Genomic DNA, 23,530 nt, shown 5'->3' with positions numbered 1-23,530 from the left:
GTTCTGACAAATTCATTGACGCTGCCGTGGGACCCCGCTACAAACTCCTCCAGCCGCACCGGGCGGCCGGAGGAGAGGTGGCTCCACCATGCTCAGGACCCGCACAGCCCGCATGGCCAAGACCCGCACGGCCGCGGGCGGCGTCGCTCTCATGACCGTGCTCGCGCTCGCCGCCGGATGCAGCGGCTCGGGCGGCAAGGGCTCGGAGGACAAGGCCGACGAGACCGGTGGCGGTGGCGGCAAGGCCGTCAATACGCCGCGTATGAAGATCGCGATGGTCACGCACTCCGGCGAGGGCGACACCTTCTGGGACATCGTCCGCAAGGGCGCCCAGCAGGCCGCTGCCAAGGACAACGTGCAGTTCCTCTACTCCAACGACAAGGAGGCCAAGGGGCAGGCCGAGCTGGTGCAGGCCGCGATCGACAAGAAGGTCGACGGGATCGTCGTCACGCTCGCCAAGCCGCAGGCCATGGAGGCCGTGCTCGGGAAGGCGAAGGCCGCGGGCATCCCGGTCGTCTCGATCAACTCGGGATCGCAGTTCTCGGCGAAGTTCGGCGCGCTCAGCCACATCGGCCAGGAGGAGGGCGTGGCCGGTGAGGCGGTAGGCACCGAGCTGACGAAGCAGGGCAAGAAGAAGGCCATTTGCGTCATCCACGAGCAGGGCAACGTATCGCTCGAGCAGCGCTGCGACGGCGTCCGCAAGACGTTCAAGGGCGACGTCGAGAACCTCAACGTAGAGGGCACGAACGCGCCCTCCTCCGAGGCCAGCATCGAGGCGAAGCTCCAGGCCGACAAGGACATCGACGCGATCGTGGCGCTCGGCGCCCCCATCGCGGCGCTCGCCGTGAAGGCCAAGGACGGCGCGGGCAGCAAGGCGGAGATCTCCACATTCGACCTGAACGCCGAGGTCGTACGCCGTCTCAAGGCGAAGGAGGTCGCCTTCGCCGTCGATCAGCAGCCCTACCTCCAGGGCTATCTGGCGGTGGACGAACTGTGGCTCTACAAGACGAACGCGAACGTGCTCGGCGGCGGCAAGCCGGTCTTCACGGGCCCCGCGCTCGTCACCGAGAAGGACGTGCCGCGCCTGGAGAAGTACACCGCGCGCGGTACCCGGTGAATGGATGCATGATCCCCGTGACCCATACTTGTGCGTTTGGGACCGGAATGGGGTCCTCTAGGACCGGATCGATCCGATCCTTCAGGGCCGGATTGATCCGATCCTTCAGGACCGGATCACGGTCCGCCGGGATCGGTCCGCCGGTCCCGGTCGACGACGCAGCAGACCAAGAAGGGCACGGCCTCGTGGCACGGTTTCGGACCTGGGTGAGCATCGCGGTTGCGGGGGCTCTCGGCCTCTCGCTCGCGGGGTGCAGCAGCACCGGCGGCAAGCGGGCGGAGGACGCCAGGAAGTCCCAGGCCGCCCAGGGCAAGGCGGCGGTGAACACGCCCCGCTGGACCTTCGCGATGATCACCCATTCGGGGGATGGCGACACCTTCTGGGACATCGTGCAGAACGGTGCCAGGCAGGCGGCCACCAAGGACAACATCAACTTCCTCTACTCGCACAACGAGGAGGCGCAGCAGCAGGCGCAGCTCGTCGACGCCGCCATCGACAAGAAGGTCGACGGAATCATCGTCACGCTCGCCAAGCCGGACGCCATGAAGTCCTCCCTCGCCCGCGCCAAGAAGGCCGGCATCCCCGTCATCACGGTGAACTCGGGCTCCGAGATCTACAAGAAGTACGGCGCGATCACGCACATCGGCCAGGACGAGACGATCGCAGGCGAGGCCGTCGGCAAGGAGCTCAACAAGCGCGGCAAGAAGAGGGCCCTGTGCGTGCTGCACGAGCAGGGCAACGTCGGCCACGAGCAGCGCTGCGCCGGAGCCGAGGACACCTTCGACGGCAAGATGACGAACCTCTACGTAGAGGGCACCAACATGCCCGACGTGCAGTCGTCCATCGAGGCCAAGCTGCAGTCCGACAAGTCCATCGACTCGGTCGTCACGCTGGGCGCCCCGTTCGCCGCCACCGCCGTGAAGGCGAAGGAGGACGCGAGCAGCAAGGCCGAGATCGACACGTTCGACCTCAACGACAAGGTCGCGCAGGGCCTCAAGGACGGCGACCTCGGCTTCGCCGTCGACCAGCAGCCCTACCTCCAGGGCTACGAGGCCGTGGACCTGCTCTGGCTCTACCGCTACAACGCCGATGTGCTCGGCGGCGGCAAGCCGGTCCTCACCGGACCGGAGGTCGTCACCAAGGACCAGGCCGACAAGCTCCAGGAGTACGCGAAGCGGGGGACCCGATGAGTACGACGACTCCTCAGGATGCGGCGCGGGCCGACGAACGGCTCGTGAAGACCTCGCCCTGGAAGAAGCTGATGGGCCGCCCGGAGCTGGGCTCGGTCATCGGCGCCGTCGCCGTCTTCCTCTTCTTCGTGATCTTCGCGGACAGCTTTCTGCGGGCGACCAGCCTCGCGACGGTCCTGTACGCGTCGTCGGTGCTCGGCATCATGGCCGTGCCGGTGGCGCTGCTGATGATCGGCGGCGAGTTCGACCTGTCGACGGGCGTCATGGTGACGTCGTCGGCGCTGATCTCGTCGATGTTCAGCTACCAGATGACGGCGAACACGTGGGTGGGTGTCGGCGTCTCGTTGCTGGCGACGCTCGCCATCGGTGTCTTCAACGGCGTCATGCTGACCCGCACCAAACTCCCCAGCTTCATCATCACGCTCGGCACGTTCCTGATGCTGACGGGCATGAACCTGGGCTTCACGAAGATGATCAGCGGCACCGTCTCGACGAAGTCGATCGCCGACATGGAGGGCTTCGATTCGGCCAAGTCCGTCTTCGCCTCCACGTTCAGCATCGGCGGCGTCGACTTCAAGATCACGATCATCTGGTGGCTCGCCCTCGTCGTCGTCGCGACCTGGATCCTGCTCCGTACCCGCATCGGCAACTGGATCTTCGCGGTCGGCGGCGATCTCAACGCGGCCCGCGCGGTCGGTGTCCCGGTCAACAAGACGAAGATCGGCCTCTACATGGGCGTCGCCTTCGGCGCCTGGATCTCCGGCCAGCACCTGCTGTTCAGTTACGACGTCGTGCAGTCCGGCGAGGGCGTCGGCAACGAGCTGATCTACATCGTCGCGGCCGTCATCGGCGGCTGCCTGATCACCGGCGGCTACGGCTCGGCGGTCGGCGCGGCGATCGGCGCGCTGATCTTCGGCATGACCAGCAAGGGCATCGTGTTCGCCGAGTGGAACTCGGACTGGTTCAAGTTCTTCCTGGGGGCGATGCTGCTCCTCGCGACCCTGCTGAACGCGTGGGTCCGCAAGCGCGCGGAGGCGAGCAAATGACGACCGATACGCGTACGCCGCTGGTGGAGCTGGCCGGCGTCAGCAAGTTCTACGGCAACATCCGCGCGCTCGACGACGTGTCGCTCGTGGTCAACGCGGGCGAGATCTCCTGCGTTCTCGGCGACAACGGCGCGGGCAAGTCGACGCTGATCAAGATCATCGCGGGTCTGCACCAGCACGACGGTGGCCGCTTCGCGATCGAGGGCGAGGAAACCCGCCTGAGCAACCCGCGCGACGCGCTGAACCGGGGCATCGCCACGGTCTACCAGGACCTGGCCGTCGTTCCGCTGATGCCGGTGTGGCGCAACTTCTTCCTCGGCTCCGAGCCCACGAAGGGCACCGGCCCCTTCAAGCGGCTCGACGTCGAGCTGATGCGGCGGACGACGCACGAGGAACTGGCCCGCATGGGTATCGACCTGCGCGACGTCGACCAGCCGATCGGCACGCTGTCCGGCGGTGAGCGCCAGTGCGTCGCCATCGCCCGCGCCGTGTACTTCGGCGCGAAGGTCCTCGTCCTGGACGAGCCGACGGCGGCGCTCGGCGTGAAGCAGTCGGGGGTCGTCCTGAAGTACGTCGCGGCGGCGCGTGACGCGGGTCTCGGCGTGGTCCTGATCACTCACAACCCGCACCACGCGTACCTCGTGGGGGACCGGTTCGTGCTCCTGAAGCGCGGCGCGATGTTCGGCAGCCACACCCGCGACGAGATCACGCTCGACGAGCTGACCCGGCAGATGGCGGGCGGCTCCGAGCTGGACGACCTCCGCCATGAGCTGGAGCGGGCACCGGTGCCGACGCACTTGGGCGGGCATACGCCCGACGGCACCGAAAAGTAGCGCCCCCGCGACGCGCCGCCGCCGTGCGCGTCCCGCGTGTGCCTGGCGGCCGCGGGTCGCGTCGTTGGTCGCGTTCGCGTGGTTCGGCGTGTGGTTCTTGGGCGCGGGCGGCCGCGCGTCGCGTCGCTGGTCACCATTCGCGCAGTTCCCCGCGCCCCTGAAAGGGGCGCGGGGAACTGCGCGGAGCGTGCGCCGAGTGGGTGTCACCCGGGATGGGGCCCCACCCCGACGCGGCGCAAAACCCGGTATGCGGCGGAGCCGATGCGTGAGGCAGAATCGCCGCAATGAGCACCTACCGCGACCTCGCCCACCGTGGCAGCGCCCGGGCCACCGTCCTGAGGACGGTCGGCACCCGCGAGCGCCGTTCGCACACGACCGCCCCGCGGGTCCCCACCGTCGGCATCGACATCGGCGGCACGAAGGTGATGGCCGGCGTGGTCGACGCGGACGGGACCATCCTGGAGACGCTCCGCACGGAGACCCCGGACAAGTCCAAGAGCCCCAAGGTCGTCGAGGACACCATCACGGAGCTGGTGCTCGACCTCTCCGACCGCCACGACGTGCACGCGGTCGGCATCGGCGCGGCCGGCTGGGTCGACGCGGACCGCAACCGCGTCCTGTTCGCGCCCCACCTGTCGTGGCGCAACGAACCCCTCCGGGACCGCCTCAGCGGCCGCCTCTCCGTCCCCGTACTCGTCGACAACGACGCCAACACCGCCGCCTGGGCGGAGTGGCGCTTCGGCGCGGGCCGCGGCGAGGACCACCTCGTCATGATCACGCTCGGCACCGGCATCGGCGGCGCGATCCTCGAAGACGGCCAGGTCAAGCGCGGCAAGTACGGCGTCGCCGGCGAGTTCGGCCACATGCAGGTCGTCCCCGGAGGGCACCGCTGCCCGTGCGGAAACCGCGGCTGCTGGGAGCAGTACAGCTCCGGCAACGCCCTGGTCCGCGAGGCCCGCGAACTCGCGGCGGCCGACTCCCCGGTCGCGTACAACATCATCGAGCGCGTCCAGGGCCACATCCCCGACATCACAGGACCGCTCATCACCGAGCTGGCCCGCGAGGGCGACGCCATGTGCGTCGAGCTGCTGCAGGACATCGGCCAGTGGCTGGGCGTCGGCATAGCGAACCTCGCCGCGGCCCTCGACCCCTCGTGCTTCGTCATCGGCGGCGGTGTCAGCGCGGCCGACGACCTGCTGATCGCGCCCGCCCGCGACGCCTTCAAGCGCCAGCTCACCGGCCGCGGCTACCGCCCCGAGGCCCGCATCGCCCGCGCCCAGCTCGGCCCCGAGGCCGGCATGGTCGGCGCCGCGGACCTGGCCCGCCTCGTCGCCCGCCGCTTCCGCCGCGCCAAGCGCCGCCGCGTGGAGCGCCACGAGCGGTACGAGCGCTACGCCCGCACCCGCACCTCGACGGCCCCGCCCGTCGACGGCCTGGAACAACAGGGCTGACCAGGGCCGCAGATGCCGCAGAAAGTGACAGGAAAGCCAGCCATGACCGTGCCCCGCCAGCCCCCGCCCGCGGACCAGCAGCCGCGCCCGGCCGAGGACCGCGGCCATGTGATCCGCCGCCGCGTCCTCACGCTCCTGACCATCGTGCTGCTGATCGGGATCCCCGCCGGCTACCTGGTGATCTCCGCGGGCCAGAGCCGGGACAGCGGCAAGGACAAGGAGGCCAAGTACTCGGCGACGGGCCTCACCGTCGGCTGGCCGTCCAAGGTGCAGCGCCGCCTCTACGAGATCCCGATCCCGCCGCACTCGCGCAACGTCGCCTACTACGAGACGAACAACTACAAGGTGAGCCGCCTCTACGCGCAGTTCCTCACCAGCAACGACGGCCTCGACAAGTTCCTGGAGCAGGTCGACGCCGGCTACACGGTGGGCGACCTGGCGACGGACGACATCGCGATCAGCGAGCGCGACCAGAGGATCGCGGGCTGGAACTTCACGGGCCCCGGCCCCTGGTACGGCCTCACCCACCACCAGGACGACCCGTCCCCGACCCAGACCATCGTGGTGAACCGCTCCAACCCCGACCACCCCATGATCTACGTCGTCTCGATGACCCACCCCTGACCAGACGAAGCGGGACAAGGGTCGCAGGCCGCTACCCCGACGGTGTGACATCGCGTGACAGATGAGAGAGTCGGGCGGGTGAGTGACACGCCGAAGAACACCCTGCAGTACCGCTTTGACGGGCCGGAAGACCTTCCTGTCCTGATCCTGGGTCCCTCACTGAGGTCTTTTCATCCTGACGTCGTCGCGAGGTGAAGGGTGAGGACGGCCTTCACGATGGCGGTAATGCGGTGGGTGCTGCAGCGCAGCTTGCGCAGCAGGCGCCAGCCCTTGAGGGTGGCCATGGCCTGCTCGCCGACGCAGCGGATCTTCGCGTGGGTGGTGTTGTGGCGGCGCTGCCACCGCTTGAGGCGGCGCCCCTTGAATGGCACTCGGACCGGGTGTCCCGCACCCTGGTATCCCTTGTCCGCCCAGCAGTTGAGTCCGGCCTCGGTGAGGGCGTCGAGGATGCCGTGTTCGCGTGCCGCCGTCAGGTCGTGCGTCGCGCCGGGCAGTGCGGGCGAGGCCCACAGGAGCCGGCCGAAGGGGTCGGTCAGGACCTGCACGTTCATGCCGTGATGGCGCTTCTTGCCGGAGTAGTAGGGGCGGTCGGCGGCGATCCGGTCGATCGGCAGCACGTGAGGTCGGCCCGGGGCGCCCTGCCGACGTCGCCGCCGGTGGGTTTCCCCGAGCCGCCTCCCGCACCCGCCGTGCGCGTTTCCGCGCAACGGGCGCTCCACAAGTCCCTCTGGTTCAGCGGTTTCTCTTCATGCGGTGCTCGGCCATGGCGAGGGAATCTTCGTTCCTCGGTAGGAGTAGTAGATAATCTTCACTCCCGCCGGGTTGAACAAGGTCACCTCGCTGGTGGCAGGCCACCATCCGTCGCAGGTGTTCTTGCGGCGGAGTGTCTTCCAGTTGGCTCGTCGATACTTGCGGCGGAGCCACCCAAATACCTGCCTCCAGGTGTAGGCCCGCAGGTAGTTGAAGGTCGCCTTTGATGAGCCATGCTTGAAATAGGCAGTCCACCCCCGCAGCACCTGATTTAGCTGGTGCAGCAGAGCATCGAGCGGCAGGTTCACGTCCTGCCAGCACAACTTCTTCACCTTGGCCGTGATGGAGCGAAGCGCCTTCTTGGCCGGATACAGGTAAACGAAGTGCTTGCTGGTGCCTCGCTTCCGGTGGCGCTGGATGCGCCAGCCGAGAAAGTCGAGGCCGTCCTCGATATGGGTGACCAGCGTTTTCTCCATCGACAGGCGCAAACCCATCGTGGAGAGCACGACCGCGATCTCCTCGCGCAATGCCTCCGCGTCAGCGCGGGAACCCGACACCACCAGGCACCAGTCGTCCGCGTACCGGATCAACCGGTAGTTGGGCAGACCATGTCGGCGACGCTTGGCCCGCTGATGCGGCCGGGCTCGTGGCCCGCCCGGCGCCTGGTCGATGTACGCGTCCAGGACGGACAGGGCCACATTGCTCAGCAACGGCGAGAGGATCGAGCCCTGCGGAGTACCGGCATCCGTCGCCCTCAGGGCCTTGTCCTCACCGAGGATGCCTGCCTTGAGGAACGCCTTCACCAAGGCCAGGACGCGTTTGTCCCCGACACGCTCTCGCACCCTGTCCATCAGGGCCGAGTGCGAGATTTCGTCGAAGCAGGCGGCAATGTCACCTTCCACGATCCACTCATAAGAGCGGGATGCTAGGTGACGCACTTCCACCACCGCGTCATGAGCTCGGCGCCTCGGACGGAACCCGTAACTCTGCGGGTGGAAATCCGCCTCGAAGATCGGCTCCAGTACCAGCTTCAAGGATGCTTGGACCACCCGATCGGTAACGGTCGCGATCCCGAGACGACGCAATTTTCCGTTCGCCTTGGGGATGAGCCGCTCACGCACCGGCAGCGGAAGGAAACTGCGGTCCTTTAACGCAGACCGCAACTCGCCGAGGAAAACCTCAACTCCTCGCACGGCCTCCACATAGTGGGCGGTGTTGCCGTCCACTCCGGCAGTGCGAGCACCCTTGTTGCCCCGCACCCGAGCCCACGCGACCAACAGGAAAGCGGGATCGGTAACGAGGTTGAACAGATCGTCGAACCTGCGATGAGAGTCACCGCTGGCCCACTGGTGCAGTTTGGTCTGAATCCCCAGTACCCGGCGCTCGGCCCTCAACAAGGCCCACTCCAGCTCGTTGGTATTCACCAGCGACATCCTCCTGGCATTCCAGTCCCCTCCCTGCTGACTTGCTGGTCCCCTTCGCCATGTGCACGCCTCTCGCGTGCTCGAACTACTACGGGACCTCCGCCCCACCCCACGGCCTTCAGCCGGCGACGGGCTTGCCCTGGAACAGGCTGGCGGCCTGCCCCAGAGGGCAACCGGGGATGGTTCCCACGTTCACTCGATGACCGGTCGACGAGGGAGGTGCCCAGCTCTTGCCCCGGCAACATCGCCACGGCTACGCCGCAGTTCTTCACCATGGCCTCCTCACCGACGGCACTACGCGGCTTCGGAGTTGGCCACCGAAGTGGCCACGCGCTGCATCCCGGCCCATATCCACCAGGTTGGAGCCGGTTCGCTCGCTTACGGGGCTTTACCACTGGTTCCTCTCGTACACCTTCTCGTCTCGCTTGCCGGACCCGCACCGTCTGGCAGTGCCGATGCGTCCCGGCGTTGTCAGGGCCGCTTCCCACCCTCACCGACGTCCCCCGGATCAGGCTGCCCTCAGCTTCAGCCGGACTGCTGCGACAGCCCAGCGGCGGGGTCCTTTCACCCCCGCCCGATCATCAAGCGCCTCGTGGCGCACCGTGCCGTCCAGGATCACGAAGGCCTTCGTGCGGGCGGTCTGCATCGCCACGTCCAGTGTCGGTGCGAGCGCGGCCAGGACGTCGATGGCCTCGCGGATGTAGCGGTAGGCGGTTGCGATGCCGATGCCGAATCCGGCGGCGAGCTGGGCGTATGTGTCGCCACACCGCAGATGGGTCAGGGCGAGCAGGGCCTGCCGGCCGGGGATCAGTCGCCTCCACCGGGTGCCGATCTCGCGGCGTCGAGCCGCCAGGTGCCGGCCCAGGTGACGCAGGTGCGCGGTGGACAGATCGATCGCGGACGGGTAGACAAGCACGCGGAGCTCCTGGCACGACGGTTGATCTTGGTCGACAACTCGTCTACCAGGAGCTTCGTCATGTTGCAGGCACGTCCAACTGGCGGGCTCCGCCGCCAGGTTGGTACGGGCTCAGTCGAGTCCGGGTGCGTCCCTGCCGGCCCTGCAGCCGGGCATTGCAAGTCGTGGAGCCTGCTTGAGTGGCTGGTCGCCCCTTGCGGAGTGAAGTCTCATGCGCGACAGGAGTGATCCCTCGACCGGCCGTCGAGGGGTGTCGACGGTGGGCGCCCAGTTGCCAGGAGACCTCGTCCTCTGCCCGGACGTCGCGCCAGGAGGACAAGAAGCGTGATCGGACCAGCTGGCCGAGCAGGCCGCCCAGTTGTTGGGGTGTCTGCCCGCACAGGTGCGTGAGCAGGTCCATCTCGACTGCGCCGGTGCCGTCGGAGCGGGTGTGCGAGGTCAGGACGAGAGCGGCGAACCGGGCGGCGCAGGGCAGCGCGTGGGGAACGGGGTGGAGGGGGAGCGGGTGGAATGCCCAGCGCGCGGCCCGGGCGCGCTGCGCGCGGTGGTCCTGAGACTGCATCGCTGCGTCGAGCAGCCGGGCCCGTACCGGGCGCCGGGAGAGCAGTGCCAGGGCTATGGCCGCAGTCGAGACTGCTTGCGCGATGGGTCTGAGGTGCACGTTATCTCCGTTGCTGCGACTGGTTTGTGATGGAACGTCACAGACGTGTTCATGGAGAGTGCCGCGCAAGCAACGCGGGTCTCGGCCATCCCGGCTCAACCGGAACGGTTTGCCCACGTCGGCGCATCGGCCGCCCGGCCCTTGCGCGCAGTGTGCCCGCGCCCGGTGGGGAGGACCATGGCCCTCCCCACCGGGCGCATGGGTTACTGATGGGTGAGGAAGTGCGTGACGGAGTCCTGGCGGTGGATTGCCCGGATGGCTCCGGCGATCAGTGGTGCCACGGAGCGCACGGCGACCCGTTCTTGGCCGAGGGCGCCGGGCACCGGGAGGGTGTCGGTGAACACGAACTCGGTGACCTTGGACGCGGCCAGCCGTTCGGCGGCGGGTCCGGACAGGACACCATGGGTGGCGGCCACGATCACTTCCTCCGCGCCCTGTTCGAAGAGCGCATCCGCTGCGGCGCAGATGGTGCCGCCCGTGTCGATCATGTCGTCGACGAGGACGCAGACCCGGCCGCGGACCTCGCCGACGACCTCGTGCGCGGACACCCTGTGGGCGACGTCCTTGTCGCGGCGCTTGTGCACGATGGCCAAAGGTGCCCCGAGCCGCTCGCCCCAGGCGTCCGCGACACGGACCCGGCCGGCGTCGGGGGAGACGACGGTGAGCTTCTCGCGCGCATACTGCCCGCTGATGTGGTCGGCGAGGACCGGCATGGCCGACAGATGATCCACCGGGCCGTCGAAGAAGCCCTGGATCTGGTCGGCGTGCAGGTCGAGCGTGAGGATGCGGTCGGCCCCGGCCGCTTTGAACAGGTCCGCCATCAGGCGCGCCGAGACCGGCTCGCGGCCGCTGTGCTTGCGGTCCTGCCGGGCGTACCCGTAGAAGGGGGCCACGACGGTGATGGACCGTGCCGAGGCCCGCTTCAACGCGTCGATCATGATGAGCTGTTCCATGATCGCGTTGTTGATGGGGGCGGTGTGGCTCTGCAGCACGAAGCAGTCTGCGCCGCGCACGGACTGCTGGTAGCGGACGTAGATCTCACCGTTGGCGAAATCGATGGCCCGGGTCTCGACCAGGGACGTGCCGAGCTGCGCGGCGACCTCGCGTGCCAGGGCGGGATGGGAACGTCCGGAAAAGAGCAACAGTGCGCTGCGGCCGGTGTGTTGCACGGTCACCGGACAGCCCCCTGACCCTGCCGTGCCGTGCGCGAGCGGTAGCGGGCGTGGGCCGCCGCCAGGGTGCCGGCTGCCTGGGCGCAGGACTCCAGGACGGCCATGTTCGCCCTCGCCGAGCGCCCGCCAGTGGCGGCGTCGACGGCGTGCATCAGGTACTTGGTGAGCCCCTGACCGCTGACGCCCTCGCGCTGGGCGGCGGCAACGGCGTCGCGGATGGCGCCATCGACCTCATCGAAATCGATGGCGTCCTCTTCACGGACGGGGGCGGTGATCAGGAAGGAGCTGCGGTTACCGAGCGCCCAGTGCGTCTCGGCCGCGGCAGCGATGTGCTCCGCCTCGTCGAGGCGTTGGGGGGAACGGTGGCCGCTGCTGCGGCAGTAGAAGGCGGGAAAGTCATCGCTGCCGTAGGAGACGACCGGCACGCAGTGCGTCTCCAGGTACTCCAGGGTGAGTCCCAGATCGAGGATCATCTTCGCGCCGGCACACACGACAGCCACCTTGGAGCGGGTGAACTGAATGAGGTCGGAGGAGATGTCGAAGGTCTCCTGGGCTCCACGGTGGACCCCGCCGATGCCCGCCGAGGAGAAGAAGGCAATCCCGGCGAGTTCCGCGGCGATCAAGGAGGAGGCGACGGTGGTGGCCCCCATGCCGCCCTGGGCGAGGACGACGGGCAGATCCCGGCTGGAGACCTTGGGAATGCCGGGGGTGGAGGCAAAACGCTCGATGTCCTCGTCGGTCATGCCGATGCGCAGCGCGCCGTGGTCGATGCCGATGGTGGCAGGGACGGCACCGCCCGCCCGCACGGCGGCCTCGACCTTGCGGGCGGTCGCGGCGTTGTCGGGGTAGGGGAGTCCGTGGGTGATGACGTTGCTCTCCAGCGCGACGACGGGGGTGCCGTCGTGGAGGGCCTGGCGCACCTCGTCGGTGTAGCGCAGGGGGACGCCCTGATGCGAGATGGTCATGGTGGTCATCCCTTCCGCCAGTAGGTCGGTTCCTTGATGAGCTGCTGCTGTTTGTGGCGCGCCACGATCGAGGGCAGCACGGTGTCGTTCCACTCCGGTTTGGCGACGGGTTCGAGGGAGATGGACACCGCGCCGTGGGTGGTGTCGAAGGTGTCGAGGATGGCCGCGGTGAGCGCGCTGCTCAGCCGCTCGGTCTCCGCCGCGGTCAGGTCCCGGGGGAAATGCTGGACATGCAGGTGGGGCATGACGGTGTTCTCTCTTTGCAGAAGTCGGGTCACGGGCCGGTGGTCAGGGCGCGGATCGTGGCGGCCAGTTCCTGCACACCGGGCCGGCGCAGCACCTGGTAGTGGTCGGCTGCGAGGGCGGTGACCGTGGGCGGCGTCGCGGAGAAGCCCGAGGCTCCTTCGATGAAGGAGTAGTCGTCCCCGGCCGCCTTGATGATGTGCACCGGAGCCTCGATCTGTCGGTCGAGGAGCTCGTCGAAGGTGTACTCGAAGGCGTAGGTCGTGGCGACGATCTGTGTGATCCGGCGGACCAGATCCTCCTCAAGGCCGGGGAAGGTGCGGGTGATGAAGGCGGTGAAGGTGTCCTCGTCGCGGGCCTCGTGCAGGCAGGCGTCGAGCTCGGGCCCGGTGACGGTGCCAGCGAACACGGAGAAGAGGATGGTGAGATAGGCGGGGTTGTCCCAGGAAGCCTCGCGGCCGTGACGGTCGGCGTCCTGGCTTCGCACCGTAGGGTTGCCGGGGCAGATCAACAGGATCTCCTCAACCTTCTCCCCGGCCTGCTCAAGCTGCCAGGCGGTCTCGAAGGCGACGCGGGAGCCGAAGGAGTAGCCCCACAGCCGGTAGGGGCCGGCCGGCTGGATGCGGCGGATCTCGGCAATGTCGGCGGCCGCCATGGCCGCGATGTCGGAGTGCGGCTCTTCCTCCGGGTTGATGCCGCAGGACTGGATCCCGTAGAAGGCGCCCCCGGCATCCGCGTGCTGCGCCAGCAGGCGCAGGTTCATCGGATAGCCGCCGAGCCCGGGCCAGCAGAAGACGGGGTTGGCACCGTGCTGCTCGTGCAGGAGAACGGCACGTGCCGACGGGGCGGGTGCGTCGGCCTGGATGTGGTCGGCGAGATCGCCGAGCCGGGGGTGCTCGAAGAGGGTCTGCAGGGGCAGGGAGAGCCCCAGCTCGCGGTTGATGCGGTGGGTCAGCGTCACCGCGATCAGAGAGTTCCCTCCGGCGTGGAAGAAGGTGTCGGCCATCGACACGTCGGAGTACTTCAGGGCCTCGCCCCACAACTGGGCCAACAGGCGTTCCGTCGCGGTGGCGGGCGCGACGAAGGGGACGGCATCCGCGGCAGCATGCTCCTGAACAGTGTCGGAGGCGGCCAGCGCCCGGCAGTCGATCTTTCCGTTGGCGGTCAGGGGCAGCGCGTCCAGGACGACGACGCGGTTGGGGACCATGTAGTCCGGCAGAGCCCGGACCAGGTCATCCCGGATGATCTCGGTCGGGCCGCGCATGTGGACGGCGTCCTCGCGCATGTCATCGGCCTGGATCTGCTCGTCGCTCACCTTGCCGCCGAGGAAGAAGTACGAGGCGCCCGAGGTGATGCGGGCCTGGGCGAGGAGATCATCCATCTGCCGTGCGGCCGGCAGCGGATGGCCGGACTTGGAGGAGTACCCGGAAGACATCAGACCCAGGCGCAGGGTGTTGCGCTGCAGCCGGTGCAAAGCCGTGCCGAGCACCAGGTACTCCAGCCACCCCTGCTCGGCCCGGCTGACCGCGGTGATCCCGAAACTCGCGCTGGTGTAGACACTCTGATTGATGGCGATGACGTGCCGCTTCTCCACCAGCTCGCCGGAGATGAGCTCCAGGCTCTCGCCGGTCCAGCGGTAGGTGCCGGCCGCCAGGCCGGGCACCTTCTCGGGGTGGACCTGGACGAACAGTTCGGCGTCCGCCGAGAAGGTGGAGCCGTCGTCGGGGACGATCTCGAACGTTCCCAGGTAGTGGTCCTCCGCCCTGGCGTCCAGCGCGCTCTTCACCGCGGCGCGGTACCCGGCCTCCCGGATCGTGAGCCCGTACCCGGGCAGGACTTCTTCGAAGACCCCGATCATGTGCCCGGCCTCGAACTCCAGGACCTCGCGGATGTTGTTGCGGTACACCGGCTCGATCGCGCCGGTGTTCCCCAAAAAGTGCACCTGCAGGGTGCCGGGCCGGCGCAGGCAGGCGGGGCCGATCCGGACCAGTGCATGGTCGACGGGGTGGAAGTAGTACAGGCCGGCATCTAGCCCGGCGATTCCGCCGGTCTCCAGGTAGAGCTGGGTCGCGTACAGCGCCCCGGGGGAGGCGTAGGCGTACTTGGGCAGCAACCGCTGCTCACTGGCGAACGGGCCGAACCAGCGCAGGAGTTCGCCGAGTTCCTCGGCCCCGAGGCCGGAGACGTCCCGGGGCGTTGCGGCAAGACCGCCGCGCCGGTGAGAACCGGCCAGCAGCCCGAGCAGATCGTCGGGGGTGACGGTGCCGCCCTCGTGCAGCCGGTAGGTCTTACGGGCGAAGACCTCCCGCCGCTGCTTCTCCGTTCCGCGGGCGCCGGGAAGCCTGAGGGACTGCCGCCCCTGCAACTGCTCGGCCGTGCGCACTCCGGGGTTGGCCAGTTGGGCCTTGACCTGCAGTTTGCTCTGCTTCGACTGGTGGTGGGAACCGTGGTTCCCCTGGTCCATCAGCGCGGCTTCCTTGGGGTTCAGCTCGACGCAGGCCACCAGGTTCTGCATCCCGGTGCGCGCATCGTCGACGACGACGGCCGCGGCGCGCCTGACCCAGGTGTGCTCCTCGACGGCGGAGGCGATCTCCTCCAGCTCGACCCGGTATCCGCGCAGCTTGATCTGGGAGTCGGTGCGCCCGGAGAACTGGATCGTGCCGTCCGGGTTCCAGGAGGCGAGATCCCCCGTCCGGTACAGGCGCTCGCACGGAATGAAGGGATGCGCGACGAACCGCTCGGCGGTCTGCTCCGGAAGGTTCAGGTAACCGCGGGCCAGTTGAGCGCCCCCGATGTACAGCTCGCCCTGCTCGCCGATCTCCACCGGCTGCAGGTTCTCGTCGAGGATGAAGCAGGTGGTGTTGTCCACCGGAGTGCCGATGGGGACAGTCGTCGCCCCGGCCGGCCAGGGGACGCCGGCGGGGTGGACCACGTGCGCGGTGGCATTGATGGTGCACTCCGTCGGCCCGTACAAGTTGATCAGCCAGCTGTCCGGCATCACCTCGTGGAACTGCCGTGCGAGCTTCACCGTGAGCGCCTCGCCGCCGGAGAACACCCGGCTCAGCCAGGCACACGACGACAGCTTCTCGGTGTCCAGCAGAGCCTGCAGCAGGGTGGGCACGCACTGCAGCGTGGTCACCCGGTAACGGACCGAGGCATCGATGATCGCCTCAGGATCCCGGTAGATCCCCGGAGTCCCCATGACGACCCGGCCCCCGGCCGCCGGAGCGAGGATCTCCCACTGGGCCGCATCGAAGCTCATCGGTGTCTTCTGCAGCACCGCGGTCTCCGGGCCCAGGTATCCCCGGCTCTGCATCCAGCGCAGCTGGGACATCACGCTGTGCTGCTCCACCATGACGCCCTTGGGCCGCCCGGTGGACCCCGACGTATAGATCACGTAGGCGAGATGGGACGGATCGCCGTCGGCCTCCTCCGCGATGTCCTCGGTCTGGGGGAGCGGGCCGGCGGCGCCGGACTGCTCGGGCACCACGATCCTGGTGCCCGGCGGGGCCAGGCGCTCGGCACGCTCGCGCAGGTGGCCCTGGGTGACGACGAGGCGGACCCCGGAGTCCTCCAGCATGTAGCGCAGACGGTCCTCGGGATAGTCCGGGGACAGCGGCAGGTAGGCGCCGCCGGAGGCCAGGATGCCCCAGGCCCCGGTCATCAGCTGCACAGAAGGTTCGACGAACAGCCCGATGGGCTCGTCGCTGCGCGCCCCGTACGCACGCAGCCGGCGGCCGAGGAGCTCCGCAGCGGTGTACAACTCGGCGTAGGTGAGGACCTGGTCCCCGCTGTGGACGGCCACCGCCCGCGGCTGGCGGCCGACCTGCTGGGCCAGCAGATCGGTCAGCGCACTGTGGCTGGCGGCGGAGTGTCTGTAGGACGGCGATATGGCCGTGGTCATCGAATATCCCCCCCAAGGGACGCGACGGAATCGGCAGTGGTGGTCTCTTCGGTACGGCGCGGTGCCCCGGTGGTGGCGGGCCGGGATGGGCGTGGCTGCGCCAGGGCGACGGCGGCGACGATGACGGCCGCCCCGGCCAGCTGCGGCAGGGAGAGGTCCTCGCCGACGACGAGCCAGCCGAGCACGGTGGCAGCCAGCGGCGAGGCCAGGGACAGGAAGGAGACGGTCAGGGCCGGCAGCCGGGAGATCCCGCGGAACCAGACCGCATAGGCGATCAGGGCACCGACGATGCTCAGATAGCCGAAGCCCAGCAGGTTGCCGGCGCTGACGGTGTCCGGCAGGCCCTCGTCCAGCAGAGCGACCGGCAGCAGGACCAGACCGCCCGCGGTCAGCTGCCAGCCGGTAAAGGTCAGCAGACCCACCCCGTCGGGCCTGCCCCAGCGCTTGGTGAACACCACGCCCGCCCCCATGCAGGCGGCGCCCAACAGCCCGGCACTGACCCCCACGGCATCCAGAGCGGCATCGGAGCGGAGCACGAGCAGGGCCACGCCGCCGAGCCCGAGCAGACAGGCCAGGACCTGCAGCAGCCGGATGCGGCTTCCCAGCACGGCGGCGGACAGCAGCAGCACGAACACCGGCTGCACCGCCCCCACCAGCGCCGCCACCCCGCCCGGCAGGTGATAGGCGGCAACGAACAGCAGGTAGAAGAAGGCCCCGATGTTCAGCACACCGAGGGCCAGGGCGCGCCACCACCAGATGCCCCGCGGCAGCTCGCGGCCGACGAGCAACAGGATCAGACCGGCCGGCAGCGCCCGGACCAGGGAAGCGAGCAGCGGACGGTCCGGCGGCAGCAGTTCGGTGGTCACCAGGTAGGTGGTGCCCCACACCGCCGGCACACAGGCGGTCAGCAGGGTGGTCCCCACCTGCCCGCCTGCCGGGGCCGGGGAATCGCGGTTCACAACGAGACCGCCGCGTCCGCGGTGCCGAAGAAGCGGTCCCCGAAGTCCCCGATACCCGGGATCATGAACGCATCCGGGTTCAGCCGCTCCTCCACCGCCGAGGTCACGATCTGGACGTGCGGGTAGGCGGCGGTCAGAGCCTCGATCCCCTCGGGAGAGGCGATGAAGTTCACGAAGACGATGTGTTCCTCGCGCACCCCGGCCTTGAGCAGCACATCGATCGCGGCCTTGGCGCTGCCTCCGGTGGCCAGCATGGGCTCCAGCAGCAGCACGTGCCGCTCGGCGATGTCCTCGGGCAGGTGCGAGTAGTACAGGTGCGGCAGCTTGGTCTGCTTGTCCCGCTGGATGAGGATCTTCCCGATCCGGATCCCCGGCAGCAGGTCGCGCAGCTCCGCCTCCATGGACTCGCCGGCGCGGATCACCGGGACCGCGCAGAGCTTTCCGGTGAAGGCCAGCCCCTGATACGAGGCACCGACCGGGGTCGTGACCTGCCGCTCTTCGAAGGGGAGCCGGTCAAGGGAGGATTCGAGCAGCAGCCGGATGACGCGGCGGGCGCCGTGGACGAAGTCCTCCCGGCTCGCCACCCGGTTCCGGATGAGGGTGTGCAGGGCCCGCAGCTGCTGCGTCTGGGGCAGAACGTGAACCTGGTCGCCAGTGGACATGAGATCCTTCTGTCGTTTGATTGCGGGCCCTGGAGGCGGTCGGCCGATGCTTGGAGGCTGGGCCGGGGTGCTTCCAGGGCCCCGTTTTGTAAGAGGTGGCGCGGCCGGTCAGGAGATCTCGGAGAAGGCCCGGCGGGACTCGGCGACGAAACGGGCGACCTTGGCACGGTCCTTGCGGCCGTCCGCCCCCTCCAGCTGGGAGTGCGCGTCCACCGCCGCGGGCCGGACCGCGCGGATGGCATCGGCAACGTTGTCCGCAGTGAGCCCGCCCGCCATCATCAGCGGCTTGGGCGAGCGCCTGACCAGCTCGGCACTGACGTTCCAGTCGTGGGTGAGCCCGGTGGCGCCCTTGGCCCCGGTCGCGGGGTTGAACGTGTCGGTGATGAACATGTCGACCGACTCGGCGACCTCGTCGACGAGCGTCAGCAGTTCCTCGGCGTTGTCCTCACGGACCACCAGGCTCTTGAGGACGTACAGGTCAGGACGGATCTCCTTGAGCTTGCGCAGCTGCTCCGCTCGCACGTCGCCGTGCAGCTGGACCGCCGTCACGCCCAGCTGCCGGGTGAAGGCGCTCACCTCGTCCGCGTCGGTGAGGTAGCTGATCAGAACCCCGGCGTGGGGAGCGGAAAGACCGCCGATGATGTCCGTAGCGTCCTGCTCGGAGATGTCGTCCTTGCCGGAGGGCAGACGCAGCGGGAAACCGAGCCAGTCGACACCCTCCTCGACGAGCAGGGACGCCTCCTTCGCGTCGATGATCCCGGCGACCTGGACGAGGTTGGCAAATGCAGACATGAGAATTCCTAGGGTTGTGGTGCGGGTGGAAGCAGCCCGGACCCCGGTGGGCCCGGATATTGCTGGGCCGGAGTGGGGCAGCGAGAAGTGCCCGGACGGCGGTGCCTACGCGGAGGCGGGGCGGGTGTAGCCGTACCCGTGGCGGTCACGGAAGGCGTGGCGGGGCAGCGGGCGGCGCCCGGGGTGGATCCGGGTCTCGGCCGGGTAGCCGACCGGCAGCAGCAGCGCGATGTGCAACTCATCCCGGTCGGCGATACCGAGAACCTTCTTGACCTCGGCCTCGTCCCAGCCGTTCATCGGAGAGCTGGCCAGGCCCAGTGAGGCGGCGCTGAGCATCGCGTAGGTGGCCGCGATCATGGCGTCCTTGACCGCGTACTCGCGCAGCAGGCCGCGCTGCTCCAGGTCCTTGTGGAACTCCAGGCTGGCCTGGGAGAAACCGGCCACGAACTGCTCGTTCCACGCCCCCGATTCCTGGCCGCGGTTCCAGATGTCGTCGAGGTCCCCGCTCCATGCCCGGCTGTCCGCGACGAACACCAGGGTGACCGGCGCCTCCGTCGGGTGCGGCTGACCGCCGGTGGCACGGGACAGGCCCTGGCGGCCGGCTTCGTCGGTGACCGCGACCACCGAACGGGCCTGCACGTTCCAGCTGGAGGGAGCCTCCACCGTGAGGCTGAGCAGCTCCTCGAGCACGTCCTCGGGCAGCGGCGTGGAGTCGTAGTGACGGATGCTCCGCCGGGCCCGGATGGCCGAAGGAACGGAAAGTGGCTGGATCTGTGTGGTCATGGCGAGGACACTAGAACGTGCTTAGCGCTAAGGCAAGTAGGTACCTTAGGGCTAAGTAAGAACGTGTGCTTATGGCTAAGTAAAAACTGCTAGAGTGCAGACCATGAGCGATCACGTGGATCACGTCATGGAGCAGTGGGCGCTGCAAGGTGTTGGCCTAGACGTTTCACCTATGGCCGTGGTCGGGCGCATCAAACGCCTGGCCCAGATCATCGAGTCCGAGCTGCGCGTGACGTACAACCAACACGCCATCGACGCCGCCGCATTCGACGTCCTGGCCACCCTGCGCCGCAGCCCACCGCCCCACCAGCTGACCCCTGCGGAGCTGATGCGCGCCGCCATGGTGACCTCCGGGGCCATCACCCAGCGCCTCGACCGCCTGGAGGGGCGAGGCCTGATCTCCCGGGACAGACGCCACGGCGACGGACGCAGCATCCGCGTATCCCTCACCCCCGAAGGGCGCGAACTCATCGAGGGCGCCCTGAAAGACAACTTCGCCACCCAGGAACGCATCCTCGCCGGCCTCACGCCGGCCCAGCGCGAACGCCTCGGCAAGGACCTCCGCCGCCTCCTGCAGACCCTCGGCGACGCCTGACGGTCACCTGCCAGACGAGAGTCATCAGCGAATCCCGGTACGGACGGTGCGAACGGCGCGGGCGGCGTGTCCGAAGGGGACCCCGGCCATGCTCATCCGGGACCGGTTGGATGTCCTGTTCGAGGACGAGGAGTTCGCCGATCTGTATCCGGACGACGGCAGGCCGGGGCTGTCGCCGGGACGGCTCGCACTGGTGTCGGTGCTGCAGTTCGCGGAGAACCTGTCCGACCGGGCGGCGGCGGACGCGGTCCGCACCCGGATCGACTGGAAGTACGCCATCGGCCTTGAGCTGGAGGATCCCGGCTTCGACCACTCCGTGCTGTGCGAGTTCCGGGCCCGGCTGGCCGAACAGGACGGTGCCGCCGACCGGTTGCTGCAGCTGATGCTGGACCGCCTGGTGGCGGCCGGCCTCCTCAAAGCCGGGGGCCGACAACGTACCGACGCCACCCATGTACTGGCCGCGGTCCGGACTCTCAGCCGCCTGGAACTGGTCGGGGAGACGTTGCGGGCGGCGCTGGAGGAGTTGGCCGAGGCCGCTCCCGCCTGGCTGGCACCGCTGATCGAACCGGAGTGGGCCAAGCGGTACGGACGGACGCCGGGTGGAGATCGGCAAGCTGCCGGGCGGTAAGGCGGCCGTGACCGCACGGGCCGAGGAGTTCGGCCGGGACGGGCAGAAGGTCCTCGCCGCCGCCTGGGCCGCCGGCACCCCGCCCCGTCTGCGGTTACTGCCGCAAGTGGAGATCCTGCGCCAGGTCTGGGTCCACCACTACTTCTGGGACGCGGACGGATGTCTGCGCTGGCGGGATGGCCACACCCTGCCGCCTGCCTCGCTGCGGTTCGACTCCCCCTACGACACCGACGCGCACTACTGCGTCAAACGGGACACCGCCTGGAGCGGCTACCGGACACATTTCACGGAAAGCTGCGACGAAGAACGCCCTGAGCTGGTGGTGCATGTCGCCACGACCATCTCCACCGTGCAGGACATCGACCTGACCGACACCATCCACGACGAGCTCGCCGAGCGGCAGTTGCTGCCCGCTGAGCACGTCGTCGATTCCGGCTACATCTCCCCGGCACGGATCGAGCGGGCGCAGCGGGTGCACGGCATCACGCTGCTCGGCCCGGTCGTCGCCGACCACAGTGCCCAGGCCAAGGCCGCTTCGGGCTTCGGCAAGGCGGCCTTCACCATCGACTGGGACAACGAGCAGGCGATCTGCCCACGCGGGAACACGAGTGTGTCCTGGACCGAGCTGAGGATGAAGGCGAACACCTATCTGCAGGCCCGGTTCGCCGAGGCGGACTGCCGGGTATGCCCGGACCGCACACGGTGCACGTCCTCCGCGATCCGGCCCCGCTCCATCGCCGTGCTGCCCCAGCCGCTGCACGAGATCCAGACACGAAACCGGCTCGACCAGCACACCGAGCAATGGCAGGACCGATACGCGATCCGCGCCGGCATCGAGGCCACCCTCTCGCAGAACGTCCGGGCCCACGGGCTTCGACGTTCCCGCTACCGCGGCCTGGCCCGCACCCACGTCCAGCACGTCCTCACCGCGATGGCCTGCAACGTCGCCAGCCTCGCCGACTGGATCGACACAGCACCCAGAACACGACGCCGGGGCACCCACTTCCGCACTCTGTGCTCAGCCACCGCATGACCTACCCAACATCACCAGCAGAGTCACTGCCGTGCCTTAAAACGGGGTTCGACCCGGGTGAACCGGCCCGCGATCCGACCCATCAGGCCCTCGAACACATCCCGCCAGCCAGCAGGGACTACGCTGTTACCTGCGGCCACCACATGATCTTCTGTCTTCACACACCGATGATCAGCAGTGGCCGCAGCCGTCTCCTCACCAGGCGCTGACCAGCCAACCTCACGATCTGTGGCTGGAGTAGGCGGCAACCGAAGGGGCGACGCAGGCGCGCCGTCCCGTGCCAGGAGGACATATGCGACGTGGCGAAGTCTGGTGGGCAGATTTCGACGAGCGCAGGGCAGTTGTACTGCTGTCCGGAGAAGAGGCGTCCGGTTTCCTGGCGATGCAGGTCGTCGCTCCCGCGGGCACCGATCTCAGCGGCGTGGCCGTTGAGGTGACAGTAGGCGCCCCCGAAGGACTGCCCCTCGAAGGCGTCCTCAGAGTCGCACTTCCACGTCCCGGCCTCATCCCTTGCACTTGGCTGGTCACCCTGACCAGGGAAGACCTGATCGGGCAGGTGGGCGTCCTGCCGTCCGCGAAGCTCGGCGAGATCGAGGACGCCCTTCGCCTCGGTGGACTTGAGTAGGCGAAGAACGACGGACGCCACCGATGGCGCGGCCGATCTCGTCCAGATGGCCAACGGTGGCCACGCCCATATCAGCGGTGCCCCACCCGCAAGGTCACGATCTACGGCTGGAGTACTAGGGAATATCCGCCTTCAGGACCTTACCGAAGAGCATGTGGAAGAGTGGAGGGACTGGGCGCTCACACGCGGGCGTGTACGTGGCAAAAGAGCTGGAACGCCGCTGACTGTTACGAGTGTGGAAATGAGTCTGGGGCGGCTGAAGGAAGCGCTAGGGCGGGCTGTCACTCGGCGATTGGTGTATCTGAATGTCGCTGCGAACGTGCATGTGCCGCGCAGGGCGCGAAAGTAAGAGAGGAGAACGAAAGACGAGGTGCGGCCCTGGAACGTTCAGGAGGTCCAGGCGTTCCTCCGAGGTATTGAAGGTGAGCGTCTGTATGCCGCACTCCTCCTTTCGTTGATGGGGCTGCGCCCAGCAGAAGTCTGCGGCCTCCGCTGGGAGGACGTTGACTTGGAGAACGCCACGATCATCATTGCCAACACCCGCACGATGATGGGTAATCGGTACGTGGTAGAGAAAGACACCAAGTCGCTGGCGGGGGAGCGGGAGCTACCGCTGCCAAATTTGGTGCTGGGCGCACTCCGAGCGCTCCGGAGCCTTCAGGTACAGGAGCGGCGCTCTCTGGGCGAGGCGTACACGGTGTCCGGCTACGTCGTCGTGCATGAGTCGGGGGAAGCCTTCACGGTCAAGCAGCTTCGTCGGCTTGCGTACCGGCTGATGGAACTGCTTGGTCTCCGCCGCGTCAGGCTTTACAATGCCCGCGCGTCGTGCTTCACCTACCTGGCAAACAGGGGTGTTCCCGACCACATCCTCGCGCGATGGGCTGGGCACACCAACGTCAAGACTACGAAGCGGTGGTACGTCAAGCCGGACGTAGAGGATCTCCGCGGCGCTGCCGTTGCTTGAGATGGTCTGCGTGGGGAGGCGGCTGAGGAGTAGGTGTGGGTCCTAGCGGACCTGCCCGGTTGTATGGGCAGCTGGAGGCGGACTCGTGGAGCCACTGTCGACATGGGCACCGACTTGCCCTGAGCGGTCTATACCTGGACTGTCGGAGCGCCGGAGTCGGCCGAGGCCCGCTAGGACGACCCCGGCGATGTGA

At 68.3% G+C, this 23,530-nt stretch carries 20 protein-coding genes and 2 pseudogenes; 11 read left to right on the top strand and 11 right to left on the bottom strand.

The features are described from left to right. The first annotated feature begins 112 nt into the window (after nt 1-112). From RBJ65_RS08675 to RBJ65_RS08650, 6 genes are all read left to right on the top strand, one after another. Nucleotides 113-1,117, top strand: a complete 1,005-nt coding sequence (locus tag RBJ65_RS08675) for a sugar ABC transporter substrate-binding protein (protein WP_306316697.1) — start codon at nt 113-115, stop codon at nt 1,115-1,117. 185 nt (nt 1,118-1,302) lie between these two features. Continuing rightward, on the top strand, nt 1,303-2,307 hold the full coding sequence (locus RBJ65_RS08670) for a sugar ABC transporter substrate-binding protein (protein WP_306316228.1): 1,005 nt from the start codon (nt 1,303-1,305) through the stop codon (nt 2,305-2,307). Then, nucleotides 2,304-3,353, top strand: a complete 1,050-nt coding sequence (locus RBJ65_RS08665; RefSeq protein ID WP_306316229.1) for an ABC transporter permease — start codon at nt 2,304-2,306, stop codon at nt 3,351-3,353. Before RBJ65_RS08670 ends, RBJ65_RS08665 begins: the two co-directional genes overlap by 4 nt. Then, a complete protein-coding gene (locus RBJ65_RS08660; protein ID WP_306316230.1) occupies nt 3,350-4,186 on the top strand; it encodes an ATP-binding cassette domain-containing protein in 837 nt (278 codons plus the stop codon). Before RBJ65_RS08665 ends, RBJ65_RS08660 begins: the two co-directional genes overlap by 4 nt. Before the next feature lie 284 nt (nt 4,187-4,470). After that, entirely contained in the window at nt 4,471-5,637 is a 1,167-nt protein-coding gene (locus RBJ65_RS08655; RefSeq protein ID WP_306316231.1) for an ROK family glucokinase, read from the top strand. A gap of 42 nt (nt 5,638-5,679) precedes the next feature. After that, nucleotides 5,680-6,261, top strand: a complete 582-nt coding sequence (locus RBJ65_RS08650) for a sugar kinase (protein WP_306316232.1) — start codon at nt 5,680-5,682, stop codon at nt 6,259-6,261. A gap of 170 nt (nt 6,262-6,431) precedes the next feature. Here the strand turns inward: RBJ65_RS08650 and RBJ65_RS08645 are convergent. The 11 genes and pseudogenes from RBJ65_RS08645 to RBJ65_RS08595 all read right to left on the bottom strand — a co-directional run. Further along, a pseudogene (locus RBJ65_RS08645) lies at nt 6,432-6,878 on the bottom strand (transposase family protein); the annotation flags it as partial. Between the two features lie 129 nt (nt 6,879-7,007). Beyond that, nucleotides 7,008-8,444, bottom strand: coding sequence for a group II intron reverse transcriptase/maturase (gene ltrA / locus RBJ65_RS08640; protein ID WP_306332118.1), 1,437 nt, complete (start codon nt 8,442-8,444; stop codon nt 7,008-7,010). 589 nt (nt 8,445-9,033) lie between these two features. Continuing rightward, nucleotides 9,034-9,351: pseudogene (locus tag RBJ65_RS08635) on the bottom strand (transposase family protein); the annotation flags it as partial. A gap of 864 nt (nt 9,352-10,215) precedes the next feature. Beyond that, nucleotides 10,216-11,187: a ribose-phosphate diphosphokinase gene (locus RBJ65_RS08630; protein WP_306316234.1), complete on the bottom strand. Its 972-nt coding sequence runs from the start codon at nt 11,185-11,187 to the stop codon at nt 10,216-10,218. Beyond that, on the bottom strand, nt 11,184-12,149 hold the full coding sequence (locus RBJ65_RS08625) for a pseudouridine-5'-phosphate glycosidase (RefSeq protein ID WP_372341162.1): 966 nt from the start codon (nt 12,147-12,149) through the stop codon (nt 11,184-11,186). Before RBJ65_RS08625 ends, RBJ65_RS08630 begins: the two co-directional genes overlap by 4 nt. A gap of 5 nt (nt 12,150-12,154) precedes the next feature. Further along, nucleotides 12,155-12,394 carry a tautomerase pptA gene (locus RBJ65_RS08620; protein WP_306316236.1) on the bottom strand — a complete coding sequence of 80 codons (240 nt, stop codon included), beginning with the start codon at nt 12,392-12,394 and terminating at the stop codon, nt 12,155-12,157. 29 nt (nt 12,395-12,423) lie between these two features. After that, on the bottom strand, nt 12,424-16,296 hold the full coding sequence (locus tag RBJ65_RS08615; protein ID WP_306316237.1) for an amino acid adenylation domain-containing protein: 3,873 nt from the start codon (nt 16,294-16,296) through the stop codon (nt 12,424-12,426). Beyond that, nucleotides 16,293-17,219, bottom strand: a complete 927-nt coding sequence (locus RBJ65_RS08610; protein ID WP_306316238.1) for an EamA family transporter — start codon at nt 17,217-17,219, stop codon at nt 16,293-16,295. The genes RBJ65_RS08615 and RBJ65_RS08610 overlap by 4 nt, the downstream gene beginning before the upstream one ends. 32 nt (nt 17,220-17,251) lie before the next feature. Then, nucleotides 17,252-17,917 carry a uracil phosphoribosyltransferase gene (upp, locus tag RBJ65_RS08605; RefSeq protein ID WP_306316239.1) on the bottom strand — a complete coding sequence of 222 codons (666 nt, stop codon included), beginning with the start codon at nt 17,915-17,917 and terminating at the stop codon, nt 17,252-17,254. A 108-nt stretch (nt 17,918-18,025) separates the two neighbouring features. Next, entirely contained in the window at nt 18,026-18,709 is a 684-nt protein-coding gene (locus RBJ65_RS08600; protein ID WP_306316240.1) for a phosphoribosylanthranilate isomerase, read from the bottom strand. A gap of 105 nt (nt 18,710-18,814) precedes the next feature. Next, complete coding sequence (locus RBJ65_RS08595) at nt 18,815-19,492, bottom strand: nitroreductase family protein (protein WP_306316241.1); 678 nt, start codon at nt 19,490-19,492, stop codon at nt 18,815-18,817. Between the two features lie 103 nt (nt 19,493-19,595). Between RBJ65_RS08595 and RBJ65_RS08590 the strand changes: the two genes are divergently transcribed. The 5 genes from RBJ65_RS08590 to RBJ65_RS08570 all read left to right on the top strand — a co-directional run bounded on the left by RBJ65_RS08590 (nt 19,596) and on the right by RBJ65_RS08570 (nt 23,337). Beyond that, nucleotides 19,596-20,087, top strand: a complete 492-nt coding sequence (locus RBJ65_RS08590; protein ID WP_306316242.1) for a MarR family winged helix-turn-helix transcriptional regulator — start codon at nt 19,596-19,598, stop codon at nt 20,085-20,087. An 88-nt stretch (nt 20,088-20,175) separates the two neighbouring features. Next, entirely contained in the window at nt 20,176-20,715 is a 540-nt protein-coding gene (locus RBJ65_RS08585; RefSeq protein WP_306316243.1) for a transposase, read from the top strand. Beyond that, nucleotides 20,687-21,748: a transposase gene (locus RBJ65_RS08580; RefSeq protein WP_306316244.1), complete on the top strand. Its 1,062-nt coding sequence runs from the start codon at nt 20,687-20,689 to the stop codon at nt 21,746-21,748. The genes RBJ65_RS08585 and RBJ65_RS08580 overlap by 29 nt, the downstream gene beginning before the upstream one ends. A 292-nt stretch (nt 21,749-22,040) precedes the next feature. Further along, nucleotides 22,041-22,373 (top strand): type II toxin-antitoxin system PemK/MazF family toxin, encoded by a 333-nt coding sequence (locus tag RBJ65_RS08575; protein ID WP_281618065.1) that lies wholly within the window; start codon nt 22,041-22,043, stop codon nt 22,371-22,373. A 370-nt stretch (nt 22,374-22,743) separates the two neighbouring features. Beyond that, nucleotides 22,744-23,337, top strand: coding sequence for a site-specific integrase (locus RBJ65_RS08570; RefSeq protein ID WP_306316245.1), 594 nt, complete (start codon nt 22,744-22,746; stop codon nt 23,335-23,337). The last annotated feature ends 193 nt before the right edge of the window (nt 23,338-23,530 follow it).

Source organism: Streptomyces sp. KL109B (genome assembly GCF_030766935.1).
Classification (GTDB): domain Bacteria; phylum Actinomycetota; class Actinomycetes; order Streptomycetales; family Streptomycetaceae; genus Streptomyces.
The sequence above is the reverse complement of the archived record's forward strand: the minus strand, read 5'-3'. Positions and strand labels throughout refer to the sequence as shown.

Coding starts and splice junctions, on each gene's coding strand:
- RBJ65_RS08675 (WP_306316697.1), top strand. CDS start 113: ATGGCCAAGACCCGCACGGCCGCGGGCGGCGTCGCTCTCATGACCGTG.
- RBJ65_RS08665 (WP_306316229.1), top strand. CDS start 2,304: ATGAGTACGACGACTCCTCAGGATGCGGCGCGGGCCGACGAACGGCTC.
- RBJ65_RS08660 (WP_306316230.1), top strand. CDS start 3,350: ATGACGACCGATACGCGTACGCCGCTGGTGGAGCTGGCCGGCGTCAGC.
- RBJ65_RS08655 (WP_306316231.1), top strand. CDS start 4,471: ATGAGCACCTACCGCGACCTCGCCCACCGTGGCAGCGCCCGGGCCACC.
- RBJ65_RS08650 (WP_306316232.1), top strand. CDS start 5,680: ATGACCGTGCCCCGCCAGCCCCCGCCCGCGGACCAGCAGCCGCGCCCG.
- ltrA (WP_306332118.1), bottom strand. CDS start 8,444: ATGTCGCTGGTGAATACCAACGAGCTGGAGTGGGCCTTGTTGAGGGCC.
- RBJ65_RS08625 (WP_372341162.1), bottom strand. CDS start 12,149: ATGACCATCTCGCATCAGGGCGTCCCCCTGCGCTACACCGACGAGGTG.
- RBJ65_RS08620 (WP_306316236.1), bottom strand. CDS start 12,394: ATGCCCCACCTGCATGTCCAGCATTTCCCCCGGGACCTGACCGCGGCG.
- RBJ65_RS08615 (WP_306316237.1), bottom strand. CDS start 16,296: ATGACCACGGCCATATCGCCGTCCTACAGACACTCCGCCGCCAGCCAC.
- upp (WP_306316239.1), bottom strand. CDS start 17,917: ATGTCCACTGGCGACCAGGTTCACGTTCTGCCCCAGACGCAGCAGCTG.
- RBJ65_RS08600 (WP_306316240.1), bottom strand. CDS start 18,709: ATGTCTGCATTTGCCAACCTCGTCCAGGTCGCCGGGATCATCGACGCG.
- RBJ65_RS08595 (WP_306316241.1), bottom strand. CDS start 19,492: ATGACCACACAGATCCAGCCACTTTCCGTTCCTTCGGCCATCCGGGCC.
- RBJ65_RS08590 (WP_306316242.1), top strand. CDS start 19,596: ATGAGCGATCACGTGGATCACGTCATGGAGCAGTGGGCGCTGCAAGGT.
- RBJ65_RS08585 (WP_306316243.1), top strand. CDS start 20,176: ATGCTCATCCGGGACCGGTTGGATGTCCTGTTCGAGGACGAGGAGTTC.
- RBJ65_RS08575 (WP_281618065.1), top strand. CDS start 22,041: ATGCGACGTGGCGAAGTCTGGTGGGCAGATTTCGACGAGCGCAGGGCA.